The following is a 23,266-nucleotide window of genomic DNA, read 5'->3' as shown; positions in this document are numbered from 1 at the left end:
TTTCAGTTAGCAGTATTAAGTAGTTAGTTTGCAGTCTGACATTAAAACATAAAAAATGATTAAACAATACAAAATACCATTGGTGCTGTTTTTATTGGGAATGGCAGGCACTATTTTAGGTGCACTTTTTAAAATAATGCACTGGGCACTTGCTCCTGAATTGTTAATTATTGGAATGACTTTACAGGTTATAGCCATTTTTATTTTGATTGCAATAATTCTCAAGAAATAAATGAAGAAAAACAGACTTGAAGCTTTTAGTGATGGAGTTTTAGCCATAATTATTACTATAATGGTTTTAGAATTTAATGTGCCTGAAGGTCACACTTTTAAAGATTTAAAACCTCTATTACCAAAAGTTTTAGGTTATATTTTGAGTTTTATTTATATCGCTATTTATTGGAACAATCACCATCATTTAATGCATACCGTTGAAAAAGTAAACGGAAAAATTCTTTGGGCAAACATGCATTTACTGTTTTGGTTATCTTTAATTCCGTTTACAACTGCTTGGATTGGTGAAAGCGAATTTGCTCCATATCCAATGTTTTTGTATGGTATCGTTCTATTAGGATGTGCTATTGCCTATTATCTACTTCAAAAATTAATCATTAAATTTGAAGGGAAAGATTCATTAATTTATAGCTCTGTTGGAAAAGATAACAAAGGAAAACTATCTAACTTACTTTATATTATTGCAATTGCATTTGCTTTATACATTCCAATTATTTCTGGAGTAATTTATATAATAGTCGCTTTTATTTGGCTTGTTCCTGATAAAAGAATTGAAGATAATTTCACGGATAAAAAACAGAATAAATGAATTTACTATCACAAATTATTATCGGTTTTGTAGCTTTTATGCATCTTTATTTTTTGTATTTAGAAATGTTTGCATGGACTACAAAAGCACCAAAGGTTTTTACCAACTTTCCTAAAGATTTATTTTCAAAAACCAAAGCTATGGCTGCAAACCAAGGATTATACAATGGTTTTTTAGCTGCTGGTTTAATTTGGACATTCTTTATTTCTGATGAAGTTTGGTCTAGAAATATTGCTCTCTTCTTCTTAAACTGTGTATTAGTAGCAGCTATTTATGGAGCTTATTCTGTATCTAAAAAAATATTCTTTGTACAAGGACTTCCAGCTATTCTTGGGATTTTGAGTTTGTTTATATAAATTAATCCTCCAACTCTATCTGAAAACTTTGTAAAAAAGCAATTGTTTTTTCAATATCATAATGCAAAATTCGATCTTCTTTTACAAAAGAAACTTCATCTCTGTAGGATTTGATAAACATTTCAATAAATTCACTTGATTTTAGAGGTCTTCTAAATTCTAATGCTTGAGAAGCATTCAATAATTCAATCGCTAAAATACGTTCCAAATTATCAACAATTCGCAATGTTTTTGTAGCAGCATTTGCTCCCATGGAAACGTGATCTTCTTGTCCGTTGCTCGAAACAATACTATCAATACTTGCTGGAGTTGCTAATTGTTTATTCTGACTTGCAATACTAGCAGCTGTATATTGTGGAATCATAAATCCTGAATTTAATCCAGGATTATCTACTAAAAATGCCGGTAATTCACGTAAACCTGAAATTAATTGATAGGTTCTTCTTTCCGAAATACTTCCTAATTCAGCTAAAGCTATTCCTAAAAAGTCAAATGCTAAAGCCAATGGTTGTCCGTGAAAATTACCACCAGAAATTATCTCATCTTCACCTACAAACACATTTGGATTATCCGTTACTGAATTAATTTCTGTTCTAAAAACTTTCTTTACATATTCAATTGTGTCTTTACTAGCACCATGCACTTGTGGCATACATCTAAAAGAATATGGATCTTGAACATGTTTCTTTGGTTGTGCTATAATTTCACTGTCTTCTAAAAATTCGGTTAATCTTCTAGCCGTTTGAATTTGCCCTTTGTGAGGTCTAATTAAATGAATTAAATCGTTAAATGGTTCTATTCGACCATCAAATCCTTCTAAAGAAATAGCTCCAATTAAATCAGCTAAATAGGATAGTTTACACGATTTTAATAAAATATAAACCCCGTAAGCACTCATAAATTGCGTTCCGTTCAGTAAGGCTAAACCTTCTTTAGATTGCATTTCAATTGGTTGCCAATTCATTTTTTCAAGAACCTTACTTGCTGGTTGTCTAAAACCATGATAATAAACTTCTCCTTCACCTAACAAAGGCAAAGATAAATGGGCCAAAGGAGCTAAATCTCCACTTGCTCCTAAGGAACCTTGTGTATAAATTACAGGTAAAATATCGTGGTTATAAAATTCAATCAAACGCTCAACTGTGGCTAATTGAACACCTGAATGTCCATAGCTTAAAGATTGAATTTTCAACAATAACATTATCTTCACAATCTCACTTGGAACTTCTTCACCTGTTCCACAAGCATGAGATTTTATTAAGTTTTCTTGAAGCTTCGTTAAATTTTCATTGGAAATTTTCACATTGCATAAAGAGCCGAATCCTGTATTAATTCCATAAATCGGTTCACCATGTAATTTCATTTTATCATCTAAATATTTTCTACATTTCTCAATGTTTACAATAGCTTCTTCTGATAAGGCTAGTTTTTTATTTTCAATTAAAATTGCTTGAATTGTATCAATAGATAATAAATCTGAACTTATATAATAGGTAGTTTCCATTCTTTGTTTTTAATATGCCACAAAATTCCACAAACGAATGCTAAAAAGCAACAATTTTACAAATATTTTATTATCAAATTATCATTTTACGACATCTATTACTATTAATATTTTGATTTGAAGTAATTAAACCTCTATAAAATAAAATATTCGTAAAAATTTTTTTATTTTTTTTATCTGATTATAAAAGTTTTATATTTGAAATATGTTGATACGCAATAAAATAAAAGTTTGTTCTACTTCAACCCAAACTGTGGTTGAAAATTTTATTAGCTCGACAACTACAACAACTACTACCCCATTTGGGGTTTAATTTCAACATATAATCCATATCTATATGTTCTTTCGTGAGAAGGAAAATTTCTTTATTCAAAAAATTCAATAAAATGATAGTATTAAAATTTGGTGGAACTTCAGTTGCCAATGCACAAAATATAAAATTAGTTCTAAATATTGTTTCCAAAAAAGCTCAAAATAATAAATTGGCTGTTGTGGTTTCGGCATTTAGTGGTGTAACCGATTTACTCTTAAAAGCTTCCAATCAAGCAGCTACAAAAGACAATTTGTATAAAACTACGCTAGAAGAAATCAAACAAAAGCATGTCGAAACGATTAGAAATTTAGTTTCAGAAAAGAATCAAAAAGCTTTATTTGAAACTATTGAAACAGAAATTAAACAACTAAAAACATTACTTGATGGATGCTTTTTATTAGGAGAATTATCCCCAAGAACTTCAGATGCAATTGCTAGTTTTGGGGAACTTTTGTCTTCTCAAATTATAGCTATTGCTTTACAAGAAAAAGTTTCTGAAACTGTTTTTAAAGATAGTCGAGAACTGTTAAAAACAAATTCTAATTTCGGAAAAGCAACAATTAACTATAAAGTAACCTATTCATTAATAAGTGATTATTTTGGCTCATTTAAACAAAAAATTACATTACTTCCTGGATTTATTGCTGCTGATGAAAAAGGAAATACAACAACATTAGGTCGTGGTGGTTCTGATTTTACAGCTTCTATTATAGCGAATGGTTGTAAAGCATCTTCTTTAGAAATATGGACAGATGTCAACGGAATGTTTACGGCAAATCCGAAAATTGTAAAACAAGCGCAACCCATTGAAACGATTTCCTATGAAGAAGCTATGGAATTGTCTCATTTTGGAGCAAAAGTATTATATCCACCAACTATTCAACCGGTTTTAAGTGCTAACATTCCCATTTGGATAAAAAATACTTTCGATGCTGAAGCAAACGGAACTTTAGTTTCAAATAATCCAGAAACCAACGGAAATCCTGTAAAAGGAATTTCTCATATTGAAGATATTGCCTTACTGACTCTTGAAGGTTCAGGAATGATTGGTGTTGCTGGTTCTTCAAAACGTTTGTTTGAGGTTTTGTCTAAAGAAAATATCAATGTCGTATTCATTACTCAAGCATCTTCTGAGCATTCAATTTGTATTGGAATTCTAAATACTGATGCTGATAAAGCTAAAAACGCCATTGATGAAACCTTTGAATTGGAAATTTCGCAAAACAAAGTCAATCCTTGTATAGTCGAAAAAGACTTGTGTATTATAGCACTCGTTGGAGAAAGTATGAAGAATCATCAAGGTTTGAGTGGAAAGAAGTTTAGTACTTTAGGAAAAAACAACGTTAATATTAGAGCTATTGCACAAGGAGCTTCTGAAAGGAATATTTCGACAGTAATTAATAAAAACGACGTCAAAAAGGCTTTAAATACGCTTCACGAACGTTTCTTTGAAGAAAATACCAAGCAAATTAACCTGTTTGTAATGGGTGTTGGAAATGTGGGTGAAAAATTCATGGATCAAATTAACCAACAAAAGAAGTTTTTAAAAGAAAATTTAAAGATTAATGTTAGAGTTATTGCAATTTCCAACTCAAGAAAAATGCATTTCAATGAAGACGGAATTGCCTTAAAAGATTGGAAAGAACTTATTGAAAACGGTGAAAAAGCTGATTTGAATGCATTTATTTCAAAATCAAAAAGTTTAAATTTACGTAACAGTATTTTTGTTGATATCACTGCAAATGATGTAGTTGCTTCAATATATGATCAATTTTTAAAGGAAAATATTGCTGTTGTGACTTGTAACAAAATTGCTTGTTCATCTAAATATGATAAGTATAAAAACCTGAAAAATTTAAGTCGAAAATTCAACGCTCCTTTCCTCTTTGAAACGAATGTTGGTGCAGGTTTACCAATTATTGATACTTTAAAACATTTGATTGCTTCTGGAGATAAAGTCAATAAAATTCAAGCGGTTTTATCAGGAAGTTTGAACTTTATTTTTAATAACTTTAGCGACACGTATAGTTTTCATGATGTTGTAAAAGAAGCTGGAGTTCAAGGTTTCACAGAACCTGATCCAAAAATTGACTTGAGCGGAATTGATGTAGCAAGAAAGATTTTGATTCTAATCAGAGAAAGTGGTTATCAAATGGAAATTGAAGATATTGAAAACAAATCGTTTCTTCCTGCTGAATGTATGAATACAACTGACAACGAATCGTTTTTTTCATCTTTAATAAAGAATGCATCTCATTTTGATAATTTATTGAAAGAAGCTAATGCAAAAAATAGTCGTTTAAAATTCGTTGCGACATTCGAAAACGGAAAAGCAAATGTAGGATTAGAATTTATTCCACAAGAAAGTCCATTTTATAACCTAGAAGGAAAAGATAATATCGTGCAATTTTACACTGACAGATATGTAGATCAACCTTTATTAATCAAAGGTGCTGGTGCTGGTGCAGCTGTTACAGCTTCTGGAATTTTTGCAGATGTGGTTAGAATTGGAAATGTTTAAAAAAAGTAGCTAAGAAGCTTAGTAACTGAGCTACTTAGTCACTTAGAAACTAAAAAAATGAATGAAATAAAAATATTTTGCCCAGCAACAATAGCCAATCTCAATTGTGGCTTTGATATTTTAGGTTTATGCCTAGAAACAATTGGTGATGAAATGATTATTAGAAAATCTCTAAATAAAGGAATCAAAATCACAAAAATTGTTGGTGCTGATTTACCATTGGAAACTGAAAAAAACGTTGCTGGTGTAGCTGCTTTATCATTAATAGAAAATCTAGATTTAGATTTCGGATTTGAAATAGAAATTTATAAAAATATAAAAGCAGGAAGTGGCATTGGAAGTTCTTCTGCAAGTGCTGCTGGTGCTGTTTACGGAATTAATGAATTGCTTGGAAAACCATTTTCATCGGTTGAATTGGTAAATTTTGCCATGAAAGGTGAAGTTGTTGCTAGTGGTTCTGAACATGCTGATAACGTTGCTCCTTGCCTATTGGGTGGATTTACATTAATTCGTGGTTATGAACCTTTAGATATTATCCAAATTGCAAGTCCAAGTGAACTGTATGCTGTTGTTTTGCATCCACATATTGAAGTAAAAACATCAGATTCTAGAGCAGTTATTCAGCCAATGATACCTATAAAATCTGCGATTACTCAAACAGGAAATTTAGGTGGACTTATTGCTGGTTTATATACGAATGATTATGAATTAATTGGTCGTTCATTAAAAGACGTAATAGTCGAACCGTTTAGAAAGCATTTGATTCCGAATTTTGATGAAGTTAAGAATACTGCTTTGCAAAACGGTGCTTTAGGTGCTGGAATTTCTGGTGCTGGACCATCTATTTTTGCTTTGTGTAAAGGAAAAGATAGTGCAGAAAATGTAGCAAATGCTATGAAAGAAAGTTATTCGTCAACTGGAATTGAGTTTGATATTCTTGTTTCTAAAGTGAATTCTAAAGGAACTGAAATAATATAATTTAGCAACACAGATTTAAGAAATTAGAGAAATTTACACTGATAAAATTTTAAAGATTTCTTAAATTTATTAAATCTGTGTTCCAAAAAAATGAACAATGAAATACTACAGTCTAAACAATAAAAATCACCAAGTTTCTTTTGAAGAATCAGTAATCAATGGATTAGCTCCAGATAAAGGATTGTATTTTCCTGAAAGTTTATCCAAATTATCAAATGAATTTTATGAAAATATTGAAAACTTATCTAATGTCGAAATTGCTTTTCAAGTCATTCAACAATTTATTGGTGATGAAATTCCAGAAACAGAATTGAAACGAATTGTTGATGAAACTTTATCTTTTGATTTTCCTTTAGTGAAGATTGAAGAAAATGTTTATTCGTTAGAATTATTTCATGGACCAACCATGGCTTTTAAAGATGTTGGTGCACGATTTATGTCGAGATGTTTGGCTTATTTTAATCGAGGTAAAAATCAAGAAAACACTGTTTTGGTTGCGACTTCTGGTGATACTGGTGGAGCTGTTGCTAGTGGTTTTTTGGGTGTGAAAGGTGTAAAAGTAATTATCCTTTATCCTTCTGGAAAAGTAAGTGCTATTCAAGAAAAACAATTAACAACGTTAGGACAAAATATTACAGCTCTTGAAGTTGATGGTGTTTTTGATGATTGCCAAGATATGGTTAAAAAAGCTTTTTTAGACGAAGATTTGAAATCTTTTAATCTTACATCAGCAAATTCTATAAATATTGCTCGTTGGTTGCCACAAATGTTCTATTTTTTCTTTGCTTATAAGGAATTGAAAAAACATAATAAATCATTAATTGCCTCTTGTCCAAGTGGAAATTTCGGAAATATTTGTGCTGGAATTTTGGCTAAAAAATTAGGTTTGCCCCTCACCCATTTTGTGGCTTCTACAAATTCTAATGATACAGTTCCAAGATTTTTGAAAGATGGAAACTATAAACCAAAGCCTTCTGTAGCAACAATTTCAAATGCAATGGACGTTGGAAATCCTAGTAATTTTGTTCGTATTCAGGAAATGTATGGAAACGATTTGAGTGAATTTAAAAAGGATTTTTCCTCATATTCTTTTACAGATGAGGAAACAAAAGTTGCCATAAAATCGATTTATAATTCATTAGGATATGTAGCTGAACCTCATGGTGCTATTGGTTATTTGGGTTTAAAAAAAGAAATGCAAAACAAACCAGAAAGTATAGGTTTGTTACTAGAAACGGCTCATCCTATTAAGTTTTTGGATGAAGTTGAACCACTTTTAAACATTAAACTTCCAATTCCTAAACAAATTGAAAGTGTTTTAAATAAAGAAAAAGTAAGTATTAAAATTTCAACTTATGAAGACTTTAAAAGTTTTTTGAATCATTAATTTTTTTGAACCATTAAGATATTTAGTTTCATTAATTTTTACTTAATTTTCTTAATTTCTTAATGGTTGATATTTTATGAATTTGTTATAAAAAACGAGATACCCTAGCCCTGATTACTTCACTTTATATTTATTTACATATGTGTTCAGTGAACTTCGTTTGAAATGAAAATCCTTTTTATTTTTTTTTAAAAATAAAAAGATTGCAATGGATAGCAGGAAATAGCTTCAAATTAATAATTTTTCAATAAATTCGCAGCTGATTATTAAACATACACTAAAAAGATGAAAAATACAGCTTTATCGCACATTCACGAAAGTCTTGGAGCAAAAATGGTTCCGTTTGCAGGTTACAACATGCCTGTGCAATATGAAGGAGTTAATGCAGAACATGAAACAGTTAGAACGGCTGTTGGAGTTTTTGATGTTTCGCATATGGGTGAGTTTTTGTTAAGTGGTGAAAATGCATTGGCTTTGATTCAGAAAGTGTCTTCTAACGATGCTTCTACGCTTGAAGTTGGAAAAGCACAATATTCTTGCTTGCCAAATAATGATGGTGGAATTGTAGATGATTTAATCATTTATAAAATTAAGGAAGAGCAATATTTATTGGTTGTAAATGCTTCAAACATTGAAAAAGACTGGAATTGGATTTCGTCACACAATGATTTAGGTGTTGATATGAAGGATTTATCGGAAGATTATTCTTTGTTGGCTATTCAAGGACCAAAAGCTGTTGAAGCTATGCAATCACTGACTTCTGTTGATTTATCACAAATAAAATATTATCATTTTGAAGTTTCAGATTTTGCTGGAATTGAGCATGTAATTATTTCTGCAACAGGTTATACGGGTTCTGGTGGATTTGAGATTTATTGCAAGAACTCTGAAGTTGAACAAATTTGGACTAAAGTTTTTGAAGCCGGTGCAGCATTCGGAATTAAGCCAATTGGTTTAGCTGCTAGAGATACATTGCGATTAGAAATGGGATTCTGTTTGTATGGAAATGATATTAACGATACAACTTCTCCTTTAGAAGCTGGTTTGGGTTGGATTACGAAATTCACTAAAGATTTTGTAAATTCTGAAAACCTAAAAGCTCAGAAAGAAGCTGGTGTGACTCGAAAATTAGTTGGTTTTGAAATGGTTGACAGAGGAATTCCTCGTCACGATTACGAAATTGTTGATGCTGATGGAAACGTAATTGGAATCGTAACTTCTGGTACACAAGCTCCTTCATTGGGAATTGCTATTGGAATGGGTTATGTAACTGTACCGTTTTCGATAGTAGATTCTGAAATTTATATTAGAATTAGAAATAAAGATATTAAGGCTAAAGTGGTTAAAATGCCTTTTTATAAAAAATAGAAAAAAAAATTTATTAGTAAGAAAAATAACTATATATTTGTTTATAATCTAAACATAAATTATGAAAAAATTATTTTTTACAGCAGCTTTAGCATTGTCTTTAGCATCTTGTTCAGTAACTGTTCCAGTTAATGCTACAAGTAATCCTGTTGGATCTAAAGTTGGATCTGCAGCAACTACTTCTATTTTTGGTTTGTTTTTTGACGGTGGAGACGCTTCAATTAAAACAGCTGCAAAAAAAGGTGGAATTACTAAAATTTCTACAGTAGATTTCAAAGCTACTAACTATTTATTTATAGTTGGTATGTACGAAACTATCGTAACTGGAGAATAAATAATTTTTCCAAATCAATTTTATATAAGAGGAAGAAATTCCTCTTATTTTTTTAACTAAATTTAATATGAATAAAATAATATATATTGTACTTATTTTAGTATTTATATCCTGTAAAACTTCTACGGATTCTTCTAATCTAAGATTTGCTTATACTGAAAATTATAAAATTGAAGAAGGTGAAAAAAGTGTTTCTTTGAATAAAGAAATAGTTGATGAATATGAAAAAATTAATGGTGATTTAGCAATAAATATTCCGTTGAATAGATATGTTTACTCAACAGATTATAAAGTTTACATAGGTGTTTCGATTGATAATACTATTAAAGAAGTTGCAGAAGCTTATAGTAATGATGAGGATCTTAAATTAATAGATAGTAAAAAAGTAAAAGAATATTATAATCTTTTTTGTAAGAAGGACAATCAATATATGGTTAAAACTTTATACAATGAAAAAAAAGAAAAATTACCAATTGTATTAACACTAGTAGGAAAAGATTCAATTTTAATAAGAAAAATATATGATGAAAATAAACTCATTAAAAAAGTTGAATAGATTATTAGTAATAGCACTAATATTTCTTGTTGTTTCATGTGGTGTTGGTCCAAAATCTAATTCAAACTCACAATTAAGTGGAGTTTCTGAAAAATTTTACACTTCATTTTATAAAGAAGAGGGAAGTACTGTTTATTATATAAAACCTATCGATTTTGAATCTGATAAAGAAGAATTGATTGCTGATATTACTTTTATGCAGAATTCAAATGGAATTGAAAATGTAATTATAAATTTTTCTGTTTTCACACAAGATAAAATTTCAACCTCTGAGATATATTCACTCAAAATTAATGAAACTATAATTGAAGATTTTAAAATTCTTTATAATGAACCAAAATCTTCGAAATTATTTGAAATGCGTTATAGTGTTAATTATCCTAGCAAAGAATTTATAAAAAATTATAGTAATTTGAATTTTACAATTGCAACAAATACAACAACTAAGACCTATTTACCTAAAAAAAAGACTTCAAAAATATTGCAAAATATTGGTTTGTTATTCAATTAGTTTCATATGTTAACTAATAATAAAGTTCATAACTTTATACCTTTTTTAGCTTATTTTAATTAAATTATCTAATGCTATTGGTTTAGTTAAAAAACCTTTAATATAAGGGTTTTTATCAGCTTTTATTTGATCTTCTTGAGCAATTGAAGAGCTAGAAATATATATACTTATATTTTGATTTTCAAACTTTTGTTTGTTAACATCAATCTCTGCCATAAAAGTCCAACCATCCATTATTGGCATTTCAATATCTAAAAGTATAACATCTGGTAATCTTTCATTTTTATCTATAATATTATTTAATGACAAAAGCGCTTCTTCTCCATTAGAAAAAGTTTCAACATTATCAAATTTTTCAGACTTTTGAATTAATTTTTTTATAATGATTTTAAAAATAGCATCATCATCCACTATCCATATTGATTTTTTTTTCATACAATATAAATTTTAAAAGTAGTTCCGATATTTGGTTCACTTTCTACTGTTATATTTCCACCAATTGCATCAACTTGATTTTTGGTAATAAATAATCCAATCCCTTTAGAATCTTTATCATTACTAAATGTTTTATACATTCCAAAAATTTTATTTTTATTCTTTTCTAAATCAATACCAATTCCATTATCAGATATTTCTAAAACTTTAAATTCGTTTTCTTGATAAAAATTTAGAGTTACATAAGAGTTTCTTTCTTTATGACTATATCTAATTGCATTTGAAATGATGTTATAAAGAATACTTTCCATGTAAGCAGGATTATAATTAATTTCTATATCCTTGCTTATATTTATATTTACGGTTATTTTGTTTTCATTTATTTGTTTTGATAAAACTTTTAGAGTGTTTGAAATATAATTATGTAAATTGATTTTTTCAATACTCAACGTAATATTAGTTTGAATATTAACAACTTCATTTAAATTTGTCATAGTATCATTTAAAGAATTTGATACAGATTTCAGCAAACCAATCAATTCTTCTTTTTCATCATTGTCTTTAGCGTTTTCAATTAAATCAATCAACGAACTGATGTTACTTGTATGCGATCTTAGATTATGAGAAACAATATAAGAAAAATTCAACAAACGTTTATTTTGCTCTAAAACCAAATTAAAAGAAGTATCTAAATCTCTCTGAATTTCTTTATTTTTGGTTATATTAATCATAACACCTCTTAAGCTAGTAGCCTTATTATTTTCAGAAACAACATTAACAATATCTCTCAACCAAACAATTGATCCGTCTTTAGCTATCATTCTATATTCAAAATCATGATCACTATTAGTTTCCGTTTTTTCAGAACAAAAATTAATTACGCTTTCTTTGTCGTCTTGATAAATATGATCTTTCCAAAATGTTTTATTGGACAACCATTCTTCTGCTGTATATCCTAAAATATTCTCTACCTTTTTACTAATAAAGGTAAATTCAAATGTTTTAGCGTCACATTCCCAAACAATTCCATCTATAGTGTTTATTAATGACTCTATTTTGTGATTTGAATTTAATAAAAGTTGTTCATTCTTTTTTCGCTCTGTAATATCTTCTACAATTGATATAAATGAAAATTCATCAAAATTATTGTTTTTAAACATTGGCTTAACTGTTAAGTTTACCCAAATAATACGACCATCTTTAGTAAAATATCTTTTTTCTAAAGAGTATTGTTCAATTTTACCGTCCTTTATATTTTTAACATTTTCTAAATCTTTCTCTAAATCATCTGGATGTGTAATGTCTTGAAAGTTTTTTTCTTTCATTTCACTTTCAGAATAACCTAGAAGTTCGCAAAATTTTTGATTAATTTCAATAAAGTTACCAGTGCTACTATCAATATTTGCTATACCTAAAGCGGCTTGCTCAAAAATAGTTTTAAATTTAATTTCACTTGCAATCAGTTTATTGGCTTGTTCATGTATTAATAATTGTAATTGCTCTGGTTTTTTTAGTAACAAAAAAGTAAAAACTGCAAAAGTAAGGGCTAAAACCAAGCCTAATGTCATATTAAATAGAAAATTTTTAAATAAAACATTTGAGTTTTTATCAATTAAATATAATTTCCAATCACCATCAGGAATATAACTGCTTACATAGTTAGTATTTGTAAGTTCAGTTTCTTTTGGCAAAAAATAATCTTCTTTTTTTGTAATTTGATTAATCTTAGATAACTGAAAACTAAACTTTTTCTTATCTAGAGAATTAACTCCTGATGCATTCAAAAGTCGTTCTGTGCGAATAATTACTGCTGAAAATCCCCAGAATTTATTTTTCAAATAAACGGGAAGTCTACCAACAATGCCTTGTCCACCTTGAGTTAGATTAAAAGGCCCTGCAAAATACATTTTTTGATTTTGAATTGATTGATATGCTTCTTTTTGAAATAACTTTGATTCTAAAATATTCAAATCCATTGCTGCTTCATTACCTTCCAGCGGATAAATATATTTAATGATGCCATTTGGCACCATCTGAACAGCATTTATACTATTATTTGATTCTAGAAGTTTTTTACTAATGTTATTAAAATCTTGTGGTATACCTTCATTGTCAATCGTTAATGCAAGTGTTAATGTTGTTGTATAGCAATTTTTAAGTGTTTGATCAATATTTCGAGTAATAATATTTAAGGTATTTCTCATTTCTACCCTTTTGTGCTCACTATCTATTTTATACTTTTGAAATGCAATATAAATAAACAGTAAACTAAAGCCTACAAAAACTATAATGGTAGAAGTTTTTGGTTTATTAAAAAACCAATTTACTAATTTATGTATATTGTTAATCATAATTAATTATACTAAATGAAAATTCTATATTTACTCATCAATATACTAAAAAGGTTTAATAAATAGAAATTTTAATAAAACTAATTTAATATGGAAATATGTTAGTTAAATAAAATTTAAGTTGAGTTGCAAAATTAAGGTTTATTGTTTAACAAATTTTGATATTGAATCTAAAAAAATTATTTTTGCTACGTTTAAAACAATATAGAAATGGGAAGAGCATTCGAATTTAGAAAAGCACGAAAAATGAAACGTTGGTCTGCAATGGCTAAAACGTTTACACGTATAGGAAAAGATATTGTAATGGCCGTTAAAGAAGGTGGTCCAAATCCGGAAACCAATTCTCGATTACGTGCTGTTATTCAAAATGCTAAGTCTGCTAATATGCCAAAAGATAACGTGGAACGCGCTATCAAAAAAGCATCAGATAAAGACACAGCTAACTTCAAAGAAGTATTGTTTGAAGGTTATGCTCCTCATGGAATTGCTGTATTAATTGAAACTGCAACTGATAATAACAATAGAACTGTAGCCAATATTAGAAGTTATTTCAATAAATGTAATGGTACATTTGGAACTCAAGGTTCTGTTGAGTTTATGTTTGATCATACTTGTAATTTCAGAATTCCAGCTGAAGGAATCGATGTAGAAGAAATGGAATTAGAAATGATTGACTTTGGTGTAGAAGAAATTTTTGAAGATGAAGATGGAATTGTTATGTATGCTCCTTTTGAAAGTTTTGGTGCTATTCAAAAAGAATTAGAATCAAGAGATTTAGAAATTTTATCTTCTGGTTTTGAGAGAATTCCTCAAGTAACCAAAGAACTTTCTCCAGAAGAAGCTGCTGATGTTGAAAAACTATTAGAAAAGATTGAAGAAGATGATGATGTGATGAATGTTTATCACAGTATGCAGGAATAGTTTTTTTAGATAATAGAATATAGAAAAAAGAGAAAAGACTAGAATTATAGGATTTAACCATCTATGTTCTATTCTCTTTTCTCTTTTCTTTTTTATCCAACTCTCCATCCATTTTCAACAGGTTTATCGGAAGATAATAAAACAACTTCTTTATTTTCACCTATTGAGCCTAACAACAAACATTCACTCATAAAGGTTCCAATTTGCTTTCTCGGAAAATTTACAACAGCAACAACTTGTTTCCCAATTAATTCTTCCTTGTTATATTTTTGCGTGATTTGTGCCGAAGTCTTCTTGACTCCCAATTCTTTACCAAAGTCAATATAAATTTTATAAGCTGGATTTCTAGCTTCAGGAAAATCATTTACTTCTATAATTGTTCCTATACGCATTTCGACTTTTTCGAAATCTGACCAAGTTAATTCGTTTTCCATGTGTTCTGAACTTGTTGCAGAATCTTTTCAATAATGACTCTTTATTAATTCATTCAAAAATAAGAATTTCTTGTAACCTTTTATCGATCTTTCCGTATAACCATAAACTATCAACCAAAAACCACAAACCAAAAATGTCACTAACTCCTTCGAACATGCTTCCATTAGGAACAAAAGCTCCATATTTTTTATTACCAGCCACAAATTTTAATAGAAATATATCTTTTCATGAAATAAAAGGTAAAAAAGGAACACTAGTTATTTTCATGTGTAATCATTGTCCTTTTGTGCTTCATGTTATTGAAGAAATTGTAATGATTGCAAACGATTACAGAGTTCAAGGCATCGGAATTGTGGCAATTTCAAGTAATGATATTGAAAAATATCCGCAAGATAGTCCTGAAAAAATGGCTGATTTTGCTTTAAATAACAAAATTGAATTTCCTTATTTGTTTGATGAATCTCAAGAGGTTGCAAAAGCTTATGATGCTGCTTGTACACCCGATTTTTACTTATTTGATAATCAAGATAAACTGATTTACAGAGGACAACTAGATGATTCAAGACCTTCTAATGGAATTCCAGTAAGTGGTAGTGATTTGAGAAATGCTATTGATAGTATAGTCTATAATAGACATTTAAACGAAGTTCAAAAACCAAGTATGGGTTGTAATATTAAGTGGAAATAGTTTGAGTGTCTAATTTTAATTTTTAATTTATGAAAATATTTCCAACTAAAGAAATAAAATTTAGATTAATTGATAATGAAGAAGCTACATTAGAAAGATTAAAGAGAAGAACAGAATATTCTAAAAATTTAACCTCAAGTTATACTGATAAATCTTTTCGCGGAATTATAAAAGATAATACTTTTAAAATAATTTCCTCTGAAATTGGAAAAGGTGCATTGTGTGTAATGTCTGGAAAAATTGAAAATGAAAACGGTTTTGTATATCTGGAAGTTAATAAACCGTTTAAGGTTTTATTTAGTATCTTATTCATTTTACCTGTTGTTGCAATTATTTTTCAAACTTTAACAAATCCAAAAGATATTATTATCTATATTTTGGTAGCAATTGGACAATTATTTATTATCAGATTTATTTTTTTAACTATATTCTTTTCAAAAATGTACAAACATAGTATTAATAGATTAAGAGATGTTTTGGATATTCAATACTATTAAAATGGAGTAATAATACTACTCCATCACAACCTCAATAGGACTATTGCTTCTTGGTCCAAATTTTCGAGCTTGTTTTTCGTTTTCACTTGAACATAAAATATATAAATTGAAACTATTCAATTCAATGATTTGAGTTCTGAATTTCTTATTCAAATCTTCAACTTTTATACTATATTGTTCAGCAGGAAATGTACTTGTAACAGATAATAAATAATTGTCTTTTGCATATGGAAAAAACCAACGTTCCTTTTCACCTTCTTTACTAATCAAATAGTTTTTGGAGAAAATCATAGGCTTATTTGCGTCCTTCCAACTCAATGAATTATTTATATTTATAACTTCGTTTCCTCCTTTATCAATTAATGTAATTTTTATATTATCTAAATTCTCACTTTTTCCATTTTCATGAACATCAACAACTAAATAGGATGTAAAATCAAAACCACAATGTTGAATTTGACCAAAAGAGCATAAAGAAAATAGAAAAATGAATATGGAGAATAACTGTTTCATGGATTAAATAATATTGGTAAAAATACAAAATCAAGAATAATACCAGTAATTTTTAAAAATAAAAAAATCCCGAAAATTTAACTCTTCAGGATTTCTTTGTAATTATCTATTAGTTCTAATCTAACTGTTAATTTTAAACTACTTAACGTCAATTAATTCAACATCAAAAATTAAGGTTGCATTTGGTGGAATAACTCCTCCAGCACCTTGTGAACCATAACCCAAATGAGAAGGAATTACAAAACGAGCTTTATCACCAACTTTCAATAAAGCAATACCTTCATCCCAACCAGAAATTACTTGTCCTATTCCTAATGTAAATTCAATAGGTTGTTTTCTTTTGAAAGATGAATCAAAAACTTGTCCATTTTCTAATGAACCTTCATAGTGAACTGAAACTTTTTTACCTTTTTCAGCTTGAGCTCCATTTCCTTTTTGAATCATTTGGTAACGTAAACCACTTTCTGTTTTATTGAAACCTGCAGCTAACTTCTCCATAGCTTCTTCGGCCATTCTTTTTTGTTCAGCAATTCTTTTCTCACGAGAACCTTCAAATGTTCTAAAAGCTTCTATAGCATTCCAGTTTTTAGCTTCATCACCTATTCTTATGATTTCTAAAGAATCGATAGTATTTCCTTGCTCAATTGCATCAACAACATCTTGTCCTTCAACAACATGTCCAAAAACAGTATGCTTGTTATCTAACCAATTTGTAGGTACATGTGTAATGAAAAATTGAGAACCATTAGTTCCAGGTCCAGCATTAGCCATAGATAAAACTCCTGGTTTATCATGCTTTAATTCAGGATGAAATTCATCATCAAACTTATAACCAGCATCACCAGTTCCTGTTCCTAATGGACAACCTGCTTGAATCATAAAATCAGGAATCACTCTGTGAAATTTGATTCCATCATAATAAGGTTCACCCATTTTCTTTACATTATTTTCTAATTGACCTTCAGCTAAACCAACAAAGTTTCCAACTGTTCCAGGTGTTTTATCATGAGTTAACTTTACAATAATACTTCCTTTAGTAGTATTAAATTTTGCGTAAATTCCGTCTTGCATTTTTTTGAATTTAAATTATTCGACAAAATTAGTCATTTTATTAGACATAAAAAACTTCTAAATCAGAACAAATTCTTAAAATGAAGGCAGTAATTTATAATTAATTTAAGGGTATATCGACATACAAATTCCATTAAATTCTTAATTTTACCTAAAATAAAAATAAGATTAAAATGGAAAACTTAAAAGGTAAAAAAGCAATCATTACAGGAGGAAGCAGAGGACTTGGAAAAGCAACTGCCCTAGCCTTTGCCAAAGAAGGAATCGATGTTGCTATTACTGGAAGAAACGAAAAAAACTTACAAGAAACCGTGGCCGAATTAAAAGCATTAGGTGTAAACGCAATTTACGCACTATTTAATGTAGGTATTTATGAAGAAGTTCAAAAAGGAATAAAACAAATTATTACAGATTTCGGAAGTGTTGACATCTTAGTAAACAACGCAGGTGTTGCAGCTTTCGGTTCCTTAAATGATATGAAAGTAGACCAATGGTCAGAAATAATCCAAACGAATGTAATGGGAATGTATTTTGTGACTAAAGAAGTCTTACCTTATATAATAGAAAAAAATGAAGGAGATATTTTCAACATTTCATCAACTGCAGGTTTAACTGGAAATGCAAATACTTCTGCTTATTCAGCATCTAAATTCGCAGTAATCGGAATGTCAGAATCATTGATGAAAGAAGTCCGTAAAAATAACATTAGAGTTTGCACTTTAACACCAAGCACAATCGCATCAGACATGTCAATTGAATTAGGAATTGCCAATAAAAACTCAGAAGATTCAGTGTTACAACCAGATGATTTTGCAGAATTAATAGTTGCTGGATTAAAATTACCAAGAAGAGCGATGTTAAAAGCAGCTTCACTTTGGTCAACAAATCCATAAGCTTTAAAAAACATATTAATTTGGACACTTTATTTATTTGAAGTAAATTGTTCCAAATTAAAACAAAAGCTATATGAGTATTGATAATTATAAAAATGTTAACAAACAAACATGGAATAATAAAGTCGATATTCATGTAGCTTCTGATTTTTATAACGTTTCTGATTTCCTTTTGGGAAAAAACTCCGTTCCAAAAATTGACTTAGAACTTTTAGGAGATATAAAAGGAAAAAGCATTTTACATTTACAATGCCATTTTGGACAAGACACGCTTTCCTTAGCAAGACTTGGAGCCAAATGCACAGGAGTTGATTTATCCGATAAAGCCATAGAAAAAGCAAAACAATTAAATGAAGAACTTAATTTAGATGCCAAATTCATTTGTTGTGATGTTTATGAAACTCCTAATCATTTAGACGAAAAATTTGATATAGTTTACACCAGTTATGGCACAATTGGTTGGTTACCCGATTTAGATAAATGGGCAAAAGTAATTTCTCATTTTTTGAAACCCAATGGAAAATTGGTTTTTGTAGAGTTTCATCCAGTAGTTTGGATGTTTGATGATGATTTCACCAAAATTCAATACCATTATCATAACGAAAAACCAATCGTAGAAGAATATACTGGAACTTATGCAGATCAAAATGCAGACATAAAAACAGATTACATTGGTTGGAATCATTCCCTTTCAGAAGTTTTTCAGTCTTTAATGAATAATGGTTTACAAATAGAACATTTTGGAGAGTATGATTACTCCAATTACAATTGTTTTAATGAAACCATAGAGTTCGAAACCAATAAATTCAGAATAAAGCATTTGGAAAATAAGATTCCGATGATGTATAGTTTGATGGGAAGGAAAATTTAAAAGATTTTCGGATTTTCAGATTTTAGATATTCAGACAAACCTGAAACTAAAAAAACTTGCTAACTTTGCAACTTCAAAAACTTTCAAACAAAAAAAAATGAGAATTGACATCATAACCGTTTTACCAGATTTACTAAGAAGTCCGTTTGAAGGTTCTATCATGAAAAGAGCTATCGAAAAAGAATTGGTAGAAGTTCATTTTCATAATTTAAGAGATTATACAACCAACAAGCAAAGAAGTGTAGACGATTATCAATATGGTGGTGGTGCCGGAATGGTTATGAACGTTCAACCCATAGACGATTGTATTTTAGATTTAAAATCACAAAGAGAGTACGATGAAATCATATACATGACACCAGATGGTGCGACATTGAATCAAAAAATGGCAAATTCTATGTCAATGTATGAAAACATTATCATTTTATGCGGTCATTATAAAGGTGTAGATCAACGTGTTCGTGATTTACATATTACAAAAGAAATTTCAATTGGAGATTATGTACTTTCTGGTGGAGAAATTGGAGCTATTGTTTTTTGTGATGCTATAATTCGATTAATTCCAGGAGTTTTATCCGATGAAACTTCAGCATTAACAGATAGTTTTCAAGACAACTTGCTCTCACCTCCTATTTATACTAGACCTGCAGATTATAAAGGAATGAAAGTTCCTGATGTGCTTTTAAGCGGAAATTTTGCCAAAATTGAAGAGTGGAGAGAAGAACAAGCCTATGAACACACAAAAAATAGACGACCAGATTTACTGGAATAAATTCCAAATTTAAAAATTCCTAATTCCAAGTATAAAAATATTTGGATTTGGGATTTAATTATTGATTTTTTTTTATACATTTGCACCCATATTTAACCAACCTCTGACGAAACACGTGTATGTTGCTTAGATTCAACAAGTTATTTATAATATTATGTCAAATTTAGTTGATTTCGTTAATAGCGAATTTGTAACCAAAAAAGATTTCCCTGCATTTTCAGCTGGTGATACAATCACAGTTTATTATGAAATTAAAGAGGGTGAAAAAACTAGAACTCAGTTTTTCAAAGGAGTAGTAATCCAAAGAAGAGGTTCTGGAGCAACGGAAACTTTCACAATCCGTAAAATGTCAGGTTCTGTAGGAGTTGAGCGTATCTTCCCTATCAACATGCCAGCTTTACAAAAAGTTGAAGTTAACCAAAGAGGTAAAGTTCGTAGAGCAAGAATTTTCTACTTTAGAGAACTTACTGGTAAGAAAGCAAAAATCAAAGAAAGAAGATACAAAAACTAGTATCCCATTTTCTCATATTAAAGTCTCAATTTCGATTGGGACTTTTTTTTTGTAATTTTTACACAAATTTCACTAATTAACACAGATCTTAATTTGTACTTATCTCTCAAATTTCTGATTAATAATAGTATTCTGTGTTAATTTATGTAATCTGTGTCTTTCACATTCACAATTACTTACAACACAAAATGCATTTGTATTAAAATAATTCTTTCAAATTATCAAATTCACAATATTAAATCCTTAAAATACGAATTTATCAAATCAAACGATTTCGAGTCAAACAGACCAAAAATAAACTCAAATTTCTTATATTTGCGAGGCTTGAAACTAAAATTCTATACAGTTTTTAAGCATTTAATTAAAATTACTTAACTAAAATAACATTTTTCATGTCTAACAAATCTAAAATTATTTATACAATTACCGATGAAGCACCAATGTTGGCAACTCATTCTTTCTTGCCAATAGTTCAAGCTTTTTCAAAACCTGCAAATATTGATTTAGAAACAAGAGATATCTCTTTAGCCGGAAGAATTTTATCTAATTTTCCAGAATATTTAGAGGAAGGCCAAAAAATTGCTGATGCTTTAGCTGAATTAGGTCATTTAGCTACAAAACCAGAAGCTAACATCATTAAACTACCAAATATTTCAGCTTCTGTTCCTCAATTGAAAGAAGCAATTGCTGAATTACAATCTCAAGGATTTAAAATTCCTAGTTTTCCTGAAGAGGCTGCCAACGATGAAGAAATAGCTGTAAAAGCTAAGTATGCTAAAGTGTTAGGTTCTGCAGTAAATCCAGTTTTACGTGAAGGAAACTCGGATAGACGTGCTCCAAAAGCGGTTAAAAATTATGCAAAAGCTCATCCACATTCAATGGGTGCTTGGACTTCAGATTCTAAATCACATGTTTCTCATATGGAAAGTGGAGATTTCTATGGTTCAGAAAAATCAGTTACTATAAAAGAATCAGGAAGTTTTACTATAGAATTTGAAAGTGCTGAAGGAACAACAACTACACTAAAAGGAAGCTCTCCTTTAAAAGCTGGTGAAATTATTGATTCTTCTGCGATCAATATGAATTCTTTAAAAAAATTCATCGCTGAACAAGTAGCTGATGCAAAAGCAAAAGGAGTTTTGTTTTCAGTGCACTTAAAAGCTACAATGATGAAAGTTTCTGATCCCTTAATTTTTGGAGCTTTCGTAGAAGTTTTCTTCGCTGATGTTTTTGCAAAATATGCTGAATTATTTGCTGAATTAGGAGTTGATACAAAAAACGGTTTAGGTGATGTATATGCTAAAATTGCAGGTCACTCAAAACAAGCTGAAGTTGAAGCTGCTTTAACAGCTGCTATTGAAAATGGTCCAGCTTTAGCTATGGTAAATTCTGATAAAGGAATTACAAACTTACACGTTCCTTCTGACGTAATTATTGATGCTTCAATGCCTGCAATGATTCGTAACTCAGGACAAATGTGGAACAAAGAAGGAAAATCTCAAGATACAAAAGCAATTATTCCAGACAGATGTTATGCTGGAATTTATCAAGCAACTATAGATTTTTGTAAAGAAAACGGTGCATTAGACCCAAAAACTATGGGAAGTGTTCCTAATGTTGGTTTAATGGCTCAAAAAGCTGAAGAATATGGTTCACATGACAAAACGTTCCAAATGAGTGCAAATGGTATTGTAAAAGTTAAAGATGCAAATGGAAACGTAATCATGGAACAGGCTGTTGAAGCTGGAGACATTTTTAGAATGTGTCAAGTTAAAGATGCTCCAATTCAAGACTGGGTTAAGTTAGCTGTAAGTCGCGCAAGAGCAACTGGTGTAGCTACTGTATTTTGGTTAGATGACAAAAGAGCACACGACAGACAAATTATAGAAAAAGTAAATTTATACTTAAAAGATCACGATACAAACGGATTGGATATTCGAATCATGAATCCAGTTGACGCGACTAAATTTTCATTAGAAAGAATTGTTAAAGGTTTAGATACAGTTTCAGTTACTGGAAATGTTTTACGTGATTATTTAACCGATTTATTTCCAATTTTAGAAGTTGGAACATCAGCAAAAATGTTATCTATTGTTCCATTAATGAATGGTGGTGGATTGTTTGAAACTGGTGCAGGTGGTTCAGCTCCAAAACATATTGAGCAATTTATTGAAGAAGGATATTTACGTTGGGATTCATTAGGTGAATTTTTAGCTTTAGGTGTTTCATATGAACATTTAGGCTTGACTTTTAATAATTCAAAAGCTTTAGTTTTATCTGAAACTTTAGATGAAGCAACAGAATTATTCTTGCAAAATGATAAATCACCTGCTAGAAAATTAGGAAGCATTGATAATAGAGGTTCACACTTTTATTTAGCTTTATATTGGGCACAAGCTCTAGCAAAACAAGATAAAGATGCTGAATTAAAAGCTATCTTTTCTCCTATTGCTACTGAATTAACTGATAATGAAGCTAAAATCAATGAAGAATTAATTGCTGCTCAAGGTAAACCACAAGAAATTGGTGGTTATTATCATCCAAATTATGAATTAACGGATAAAGCTATGCGACCAAGTGCAACTTTAAACGGAATTTTAGCTAAATTGAAATAAAAATATATTTCATATATAAACAAAAACGTCCTAATTTCTTAG

The 23,266-nt window shown here is 29.5% G+C and carries 24 protein-coding genes; 18 read left to right on the top strand and 6 right to left on the bottom strand.

Features of this window, described 5'->3' with window-relative positions; genetic code table 11:
- Positions 1-55: 55 nt before the first annotated feature.
- Genes AABJ49_RS05190 through AABJ49_RS05180 form a run of 3 tightly spaced genes read left to right on the top strand, consistent with a single transcriptional unit; the run spans position 56 to position 1,179 of the window.
- Positions 56-232: a hypothetical protein gene (locus AABJ49_RS05190; protein ID WP_338376657.1), complete on the top strand. Its 177-nt coding sequence runs from the start codon at positions 56-58 to the stop codon at positions 230-232.
- On the top strand, positions 233-823 hold the full coding sequence (locus AABJ49_RS05185; protein WP_338376655.1) for a TMEM175 family protein: 591 nt from the start codon (positions 233-235) through the stop codon (positions 821-823). It abuts the gene before it with no gap.
- Positions 820-1,179: a DUF1304 domain-containing protein gene (locus tag AABJ49_RS05180; protein WP_338376653.1), complete on the top strand. Its 360-nt coding sequence runs from the start codon at positions 820-822 to the stop codon at positions 1,177-1,179. The genes AABJ49_RS05185 and AABJ49_RS05180 overlap by 4 nt, the downstream gene beginning before the upstream one ends.
- Before the next feature lies 1 nt (position 1,180).
- On the opposite strand, the gene hutH is transcribed toward AABJ49_RS05180, so the two are convergent.
- Positions 1,181-2,683, bottom strand: coding sequence for a histidine ammonia-lyase (gene hutH, locus AABJ49_RS05175; RefSeq protein WP_338376652.1), 1,503 nt, complete (start codon positions 2,681-2,683; stop codon positions 1,181-1,183).
- Positions 2,684-3,069: 386 nt separating this feature from the next.
- On the opposite strand from hutH, the gene thrA reads away from it, so the two are divergent.
- The 7 genes from thrA (at position 3,070) to AABJ49_RS05140 (ending at position 10,651) form a co-directional block, all read left to right on the top strand.
- Positions 3,070-5,517: a bifunctional aspartate kinase/homoserine dehydrogenase I gene (gene thrA, locus AABJ49_RS05170; protein WP_338376650.1), complete on the top strand. Its 2,448-nt coding sequence runs from the start codon at positions 3,070-3,072 to the stop codon at positions 5,515-5,517.
- A gap of 57 nt (positions 5,518-5,574) precedes the next feature.
- Positions 5,575-6,495: a homoserine kinase gene (locus AABJ49_RS05165; protein WP_338376648.1), complete on the top strand. Its 921-nt coding sequence runs from the start codon at positions 5,575-5,577 to the stop codon at positions 6,493-6,495.
- A gap of 97 nt (positions 6,496-6,592) precedes the next feature.
- Positions 6,593-7,882, top strand: coding sequence for a threonine synthase (gene thrC, locus AABJ49_RS05160; RefSeq protein WP_338376647.1), 1,290 nt, complete (start codon positions 6,593-6,595; stop codon positions 7,880-7,882).
- A gap of 285 nt (positions 7,883-8,167) precedes the next feature.
- Positions 8,168-9,250, top strand: coding sequence for a glycine cleavage system aminomethyltransferase GcvT (gene gcvT / locus AABJ49_RS05155; RefSeq protein WP_338376645.1), 1,083 nt, complete (start codon positions 8,168-8,170; stop codon positions 9,248-9,250).
- 61 nt (positions 9,251-9,311) lie between these two features.
- Positions 9,312-9,584, top strand: a complete 273-nt coding sequence (locus AABJ49_RS05150) for a TRL-like family protein (RefSeq protein WP_338376643.1) — start codon at positions 9,312-9,314, stop codon at positions 9,582-9,584.
- Between the two features lie 67 nt (positions 9,585-9,651).
- Positions 9,652-10,140, top strand: coding sequence for a hypothetical protein (locus AABJ49_RS05145; protein WP_338376641.1), 489 nt, complete (start codon positions 9,652-9,654; stop codon positions 10,138-10,140).
- The gene (locus tag AABJ49_RS05140) at positions 10,106-10,651 is read left to right on the top strand and encodes a hypothetical protein (protein WP_338376639.1); all 546 of its coding nucleotides are present in this window, start codon (positions 10,106-10,108) and stop codon (positions 10,649-10,651) included. The genes AABJ49_RS05145 and AABJ49_RS05140 overlap by 35 nt, the downstream gene beginning before the upstream one ends.
- 45 nt (positions 10,652-10,696) lie before the next feature.
- Here AABJ49_RS05140 and AABJ49_RS05135 read toward each other — a convergent pair whose 3' ends face one another.
- Positions 10,697-11,086, bottom strand: a complete 390-nt coding sequence (locus AABJ49_RS05135; RefSeq protein ID WP_338376637.1) for a response regulator — start codon at positions 11,084-11,086, stop codon at positions 10,697-10,699.
- Positions 11,083-13,290 carry a PAS domain S-box protein gene (locus AABJ49_RS05130; RefSeq protein WP_338376633.1) on the bottom strand — a complete coding sequence of 736 codons (2,208 nt, stop codon included), beginning with the start codon at positions 13,288-13,290 and terminating at the stop codon, positions 11,083-11,085. Before AABJ49_RS05130 ends, AABJ49_RS05135 begins: the two co-directional genes overlap by 4 nt.
- A 357-nt stretch (positions 13,291-13,647) precedes the next feature.
- On the opposite strand from AABJ49_RS05130, the gene AABJ49_RS05125 reads away from it, so the two are divergent.
- On the top strand, positions 13,648-14,358 hold the full coding sequence (locus AABJ49_RS05125) for a YebC/PmpR family DNA-binding transcriptional regulator (RefSeq protein ID WP_338376631.1): 711 nt from the start codon (positions 13,648-13,650) through the stop codon (positions 14,356-14,358).
- A gap of 92 nt (positions 14,359-14,450) precedes the next feature.
- Here AABJ49_RS05125 and AABJ49_RS05120 read toward each other — a convergent pair whose 3' ends face one another.
- On the bottom strand, positions 14,451-14,792 hold the full coding sequence (locus tag AABJ49_RS05120) for a tRNA-binding protein (protein WP_338376629.1): 342 nt from the start codon (positions 14,790-14,792) through the stop codon (positions 14,451-14,453).
- Positions 14,793-14,926: 134 nt separating this feature from the next.
- Here AABJ49_RS05120 and AABJ49_RS05115 point away from each other — a divergent pair, with 134 nt between their 5' ends.
- On the top strand, positions 14,927-15,481 hold the full coding sequence (locus AABJ49_RS05115) for a thioredoxin family protein (protein ID WP_338376626.1): 555 nt from the start codon (positions 14,927-14,929) through the stop codon (positions 15,479-15,481).
- 29 nt (positions 15,482-15,510) lie between these two features.
- The gene (locus AABJ49_RS05110) at positions 15,511-15,978 is read left to right on the top strand and encodes a hypothetical protein (protein ID WP_338376624.1); all 468 of its coding nucleotides are present in this window, start codon (positions 15,511-15,513) and stop codon (positions 15,976-15,978) included.
- A gap of 15 nt (positions 15,979-15,993) precedes the next feature.
- On the opposite strand, the gene AABJ49_RS05105 is transcribed toward AABJ49_RS05110, so the two are convergent.
- Together AABJ49_RS05105 and AABJ49_RS05100 are read right to left on the bottom strand one after the other, a co-directional pair.
- Positions 15,994-16,491 (bottom strand): hypothetical protein, encoded by a 498-nt coding sequence (locus tag AABJ49_RS05105; RefSeq protein WP_338376623.1) that lies wholly within the window; start codon positions 16,489-16,491, stop codon positions 15,994-15,996.
- A gap of 138 nt (positions 16,492-16,629) precedes the next feature.
- Positions 16,630-17,562 carry a peptidylprolyl isomerase gene (locus AABJ49_RS05100; RefSeq protein ID WP_338376621.1) on the bottom strand — a complete coding sequence of 311 codons (933 nt, stop codon included), beginning with the start codon at positions 17,560-17,562 and terminating at the stop codon, positions 16,630-16,632.
- A 173-nt stretch (positions 17,563-17,735) separates the two neighbouring features.
- On the opposite strand from AABJ49_RS05100, the gene AABJ49_RS05095 reads away from it, so the two are divergent.
- The 5 genes from AABJ49_RS05095 to AABJ49_RS05075 all read left to right on the top strand — a co-directional run bounded on the left by AABJ49_RS05095 (position 17,736) and on the right by AABJ49_RS05075 (position 23,224).
- Complete coding sequence (locus AABJ49_RS05095; RefSeq protein WP_338376619.1) at positions 17,736-18,455, top strand: 3-ketoacyl-ACP reductase; 720 nt, start codon at positions 17,736-17,738, stop codon at positions 18,453-18,455.
- A 73-nt stretch (positions 18,456-18,528) separates the two neighbouring features.
- On the top strand, positions 18,529-19,326 hold the full coding sequence (locus tag AABJ49_RS05090; RefSeq protein WP_338376617.1) for a class I SAM-dependent methyltransferase: 798 nt from the start codon (positions 18,529-18,531) through the stop codon (positions 19,324-19,326).
- A 97-nt stretch (positions 19,327-19,423) separates the two neighbouring features.
- A complete protein-coding gene (gene trmD / locus AABJ49_RS05085; protein ID WP_338376616.1) occupies positions 19,424-20,098 on the top strand; it encodes a tRNA (guanosine(37)-N1)-methyltransferase TrmD in 675 nt (224 codons plus the stop codon).
- A 154-nt stretch (positions 20,099-20,252) separates the two neighbouring features.
- Complete coding sequence (gene rplS / locus AABJ49_RS05080) at positions 20,253-20,609, top strand: 50S ribosomal protein L19 (RefSeq protein ID WP_338376614.1); 357 nt, start codon at positions 20,253-20,255, stop codon at positions 20,607-20,609.
- A 392-nt stretch (positions 20,610-21,001) separates the two neighbouring features.
- The gene (locus AABJ49_RS05075; RefSeq protein WP_338376612.1) at positions 21,002-23,224 is read left to right on the top strand and encodes an NADP-dependent isocitrate dehydrogenase; all 2,223 of its coding nucleotides are present in this window, start codon (positions 21,002-21,004) and stop codon (positions 23,222-23,224) included.
- The last annotated feature ends 42 nt before the right edge of the window (positions 23,225-23,266 follow it).

Source organism: uncultured Flavobacterium sp. (assembly GCF_963922255.1).
Taxonomy (GTDB): domain Bacteria; phylum Bacteroidota; class Bacteroidia; order Flavobacteriales; family Flavobacteriaceae; genus Flavobacterium.
Note: the sequence above shows the minus strand (reverse complement) of the source record. Positions and strands in the feature narration are given on the sequence as shown.

What these genes read in the sequence shown, in the direction of transcription:
- AABJ49_RS05090 (WP_338376617.1), top strand. Translation starts at nt 18,529, where the DNA reads ATGAGTATTGATAATTATAAAAATGTTAACAAACAAACATGGAATAAT.
- AABJ49_RS05125 (WP_338376631.1), top strand. Translation starts at nt 13,648, where the DNA reads ATGGGAAGAGCATTCGAATTTAGAAAAGCACGAAAAATGAAACGTTGG.
- thrC (WP_338376647.1), top strand. Translation starts at nt 6,593, where the DNA reads ATGAAATACTACAGTCTAAACAATAAAAATCACCAAGTTTCTTTTGAA.
- AABJ49_RS05130 (WP_338376633.1), bottom strand. Translation starts at nt 13,290, where the DNA reads ATGAGAAATACCTTAAATATTATTACTCGAAATATTGATCAAACACTT.
- AABJ49_RS05180 (WP_338376653.1), top strand. Translation starts at nt 820, where the DNA reads ATGAATTTACTATCACAAATTATTATCGGTTTTGTAGCTTTTATGCAT.
- AABJ49_RS05135 (WP_338376637.1), bottom strand. Translation starts at nt 11,086, where the DNA reads ATGAAAAAAAAATCAATATGGATAGTGGATGATGATGCTATTTTTAAA.
- trmD (WP_338376616.1), top strand. Translation starts at nt 19,424, where the DNA reads ATGAGAATTGACATCATAACCGTTTTACCAGATTTACTAAGAAGTCCG.
- hutH (WP_338376652.1), bottom strand. Translation starts at nt 2,683, where the DNA reads ATGGAAACTACCTATTATATAAGTTCAGATTTATTATCTATTGATACA.
- AABJ49_RS05115 (WP_338376626.1), top strand. Translation starts at nt 14,927, where the DNA reads ATGTCACTAACTCCTTCGAACATGCTTCCATTAGGAACAAAAGCTCCA.
- AABJ49_RS05140 (WP_338376639.1), top strand. Translation starts at nt 10,106, where the DNA reads ATGATGAAAATAAACTCATTAAAAAAGTTGAATAGATTATTAGTAATA.
- rplS (WP_338376614.1), top strand. Translation starts at nt 20,253, where the DNA reads ATGTCAAATTTAGTTGATTTCGTTAATAGCGAATTTGTAACCAAAAAA.
- gcvT (WP_338376645.1), top strand. Translation starts at nt 8,168, where the DNA reads ATGAAAAATACAGCTTTATCGCACATTCACGAAAGTCTTGGAGCAAAA.
- AABJ49_RS05105 (WP_338376623.1), bottom strand. Translation starts at nt 16,491, where the DNA reads ATGAAACAGTTATTCTCCATATTCATTTTTCTATTTTCTTTATGCTCT.
- AABJ49_RS05110 (WP_338376624.1), top strand. Translation starts at nt 15,511, where the DNA reads ATGAAAATATTTCCAACTAAAGAAATAAAATTTAGATTAATTGATAAT.
- AABJ49_RS05120 (WP_338376629.1), bottom strand. Translation starts at nt 14,792, where the DNA reads ATGGAAAACGAATTAACTTGGTCAGATTTCGAAAAAGTCGAAATGCGT.
- AABJ49_RS05190 (WP_338376657.1), top strand. Translation starts at nt 56, where the DNA reads ATGATTAAACAATACAAAATACCATTGGTGCTGTTTTTATTGGGAATG.
- AABJ49_RS05100 (WP_338376621.1), bottom strand. Translation starts at nt 17,562, where the DNA reads ATGCAAGACGGAATTTACGCAAAATTTAATACTACTAAAGGAAGTATT.
- AABJ49_RS05095 (WP_338376619.1), top strand. Translation starts at nt 17,736, where the DNA reads ATGGAAAACTTAAAAGGTAAAAAAGCAATCATTACAGGAGGAAGCAGA.
- AABJ49_RS05075 (WP_338376612.1), top strand. Translation starts at nt 21,002, where the DNA reads ATGTCTAACAAATCTAAAATTATTTATACAATTACCGATGAAGCACCA.
- AABJ49_RS05185 (WP_338376655.1), top strand. Translation starts at nt 233, where the DNA reads ATGAAGAAAAACAGACTTGAAGCTTTTAGTGATGGAGTTTTAGCCATA.
- AABJ49_RS05150 (WP_338376643.1), top strand. Translation starts at nt 9,312, where the DNA reads ATGAAAAAATTATTTTTTACAGCAGCTTTAGCATTGTCTTTAGCATCT.
- AABJ49_RS05165 (WP_338376648.1), top strand. Translation starts at nt 5,575, where the DNA reads ATGAATGAAATAAAAATATTTTGCCCAGCAACAATAGCCAATCTCAAT.
- thrA (WP_338376650.1), top strand. Translation starts at nt 3,070, where the DNA reads ATGATAGTATTAAAATTTGGTGGAACTTCAGTTGCCAATGCACAAAAT.
- AABJ49_RS05145 (WP_338376641.1), top strand. Translation starts at nt 9,652, where the DNA reads ATGAATAAAATAATATATATTGTACTTATTTTAGTATTTATATCCTGT.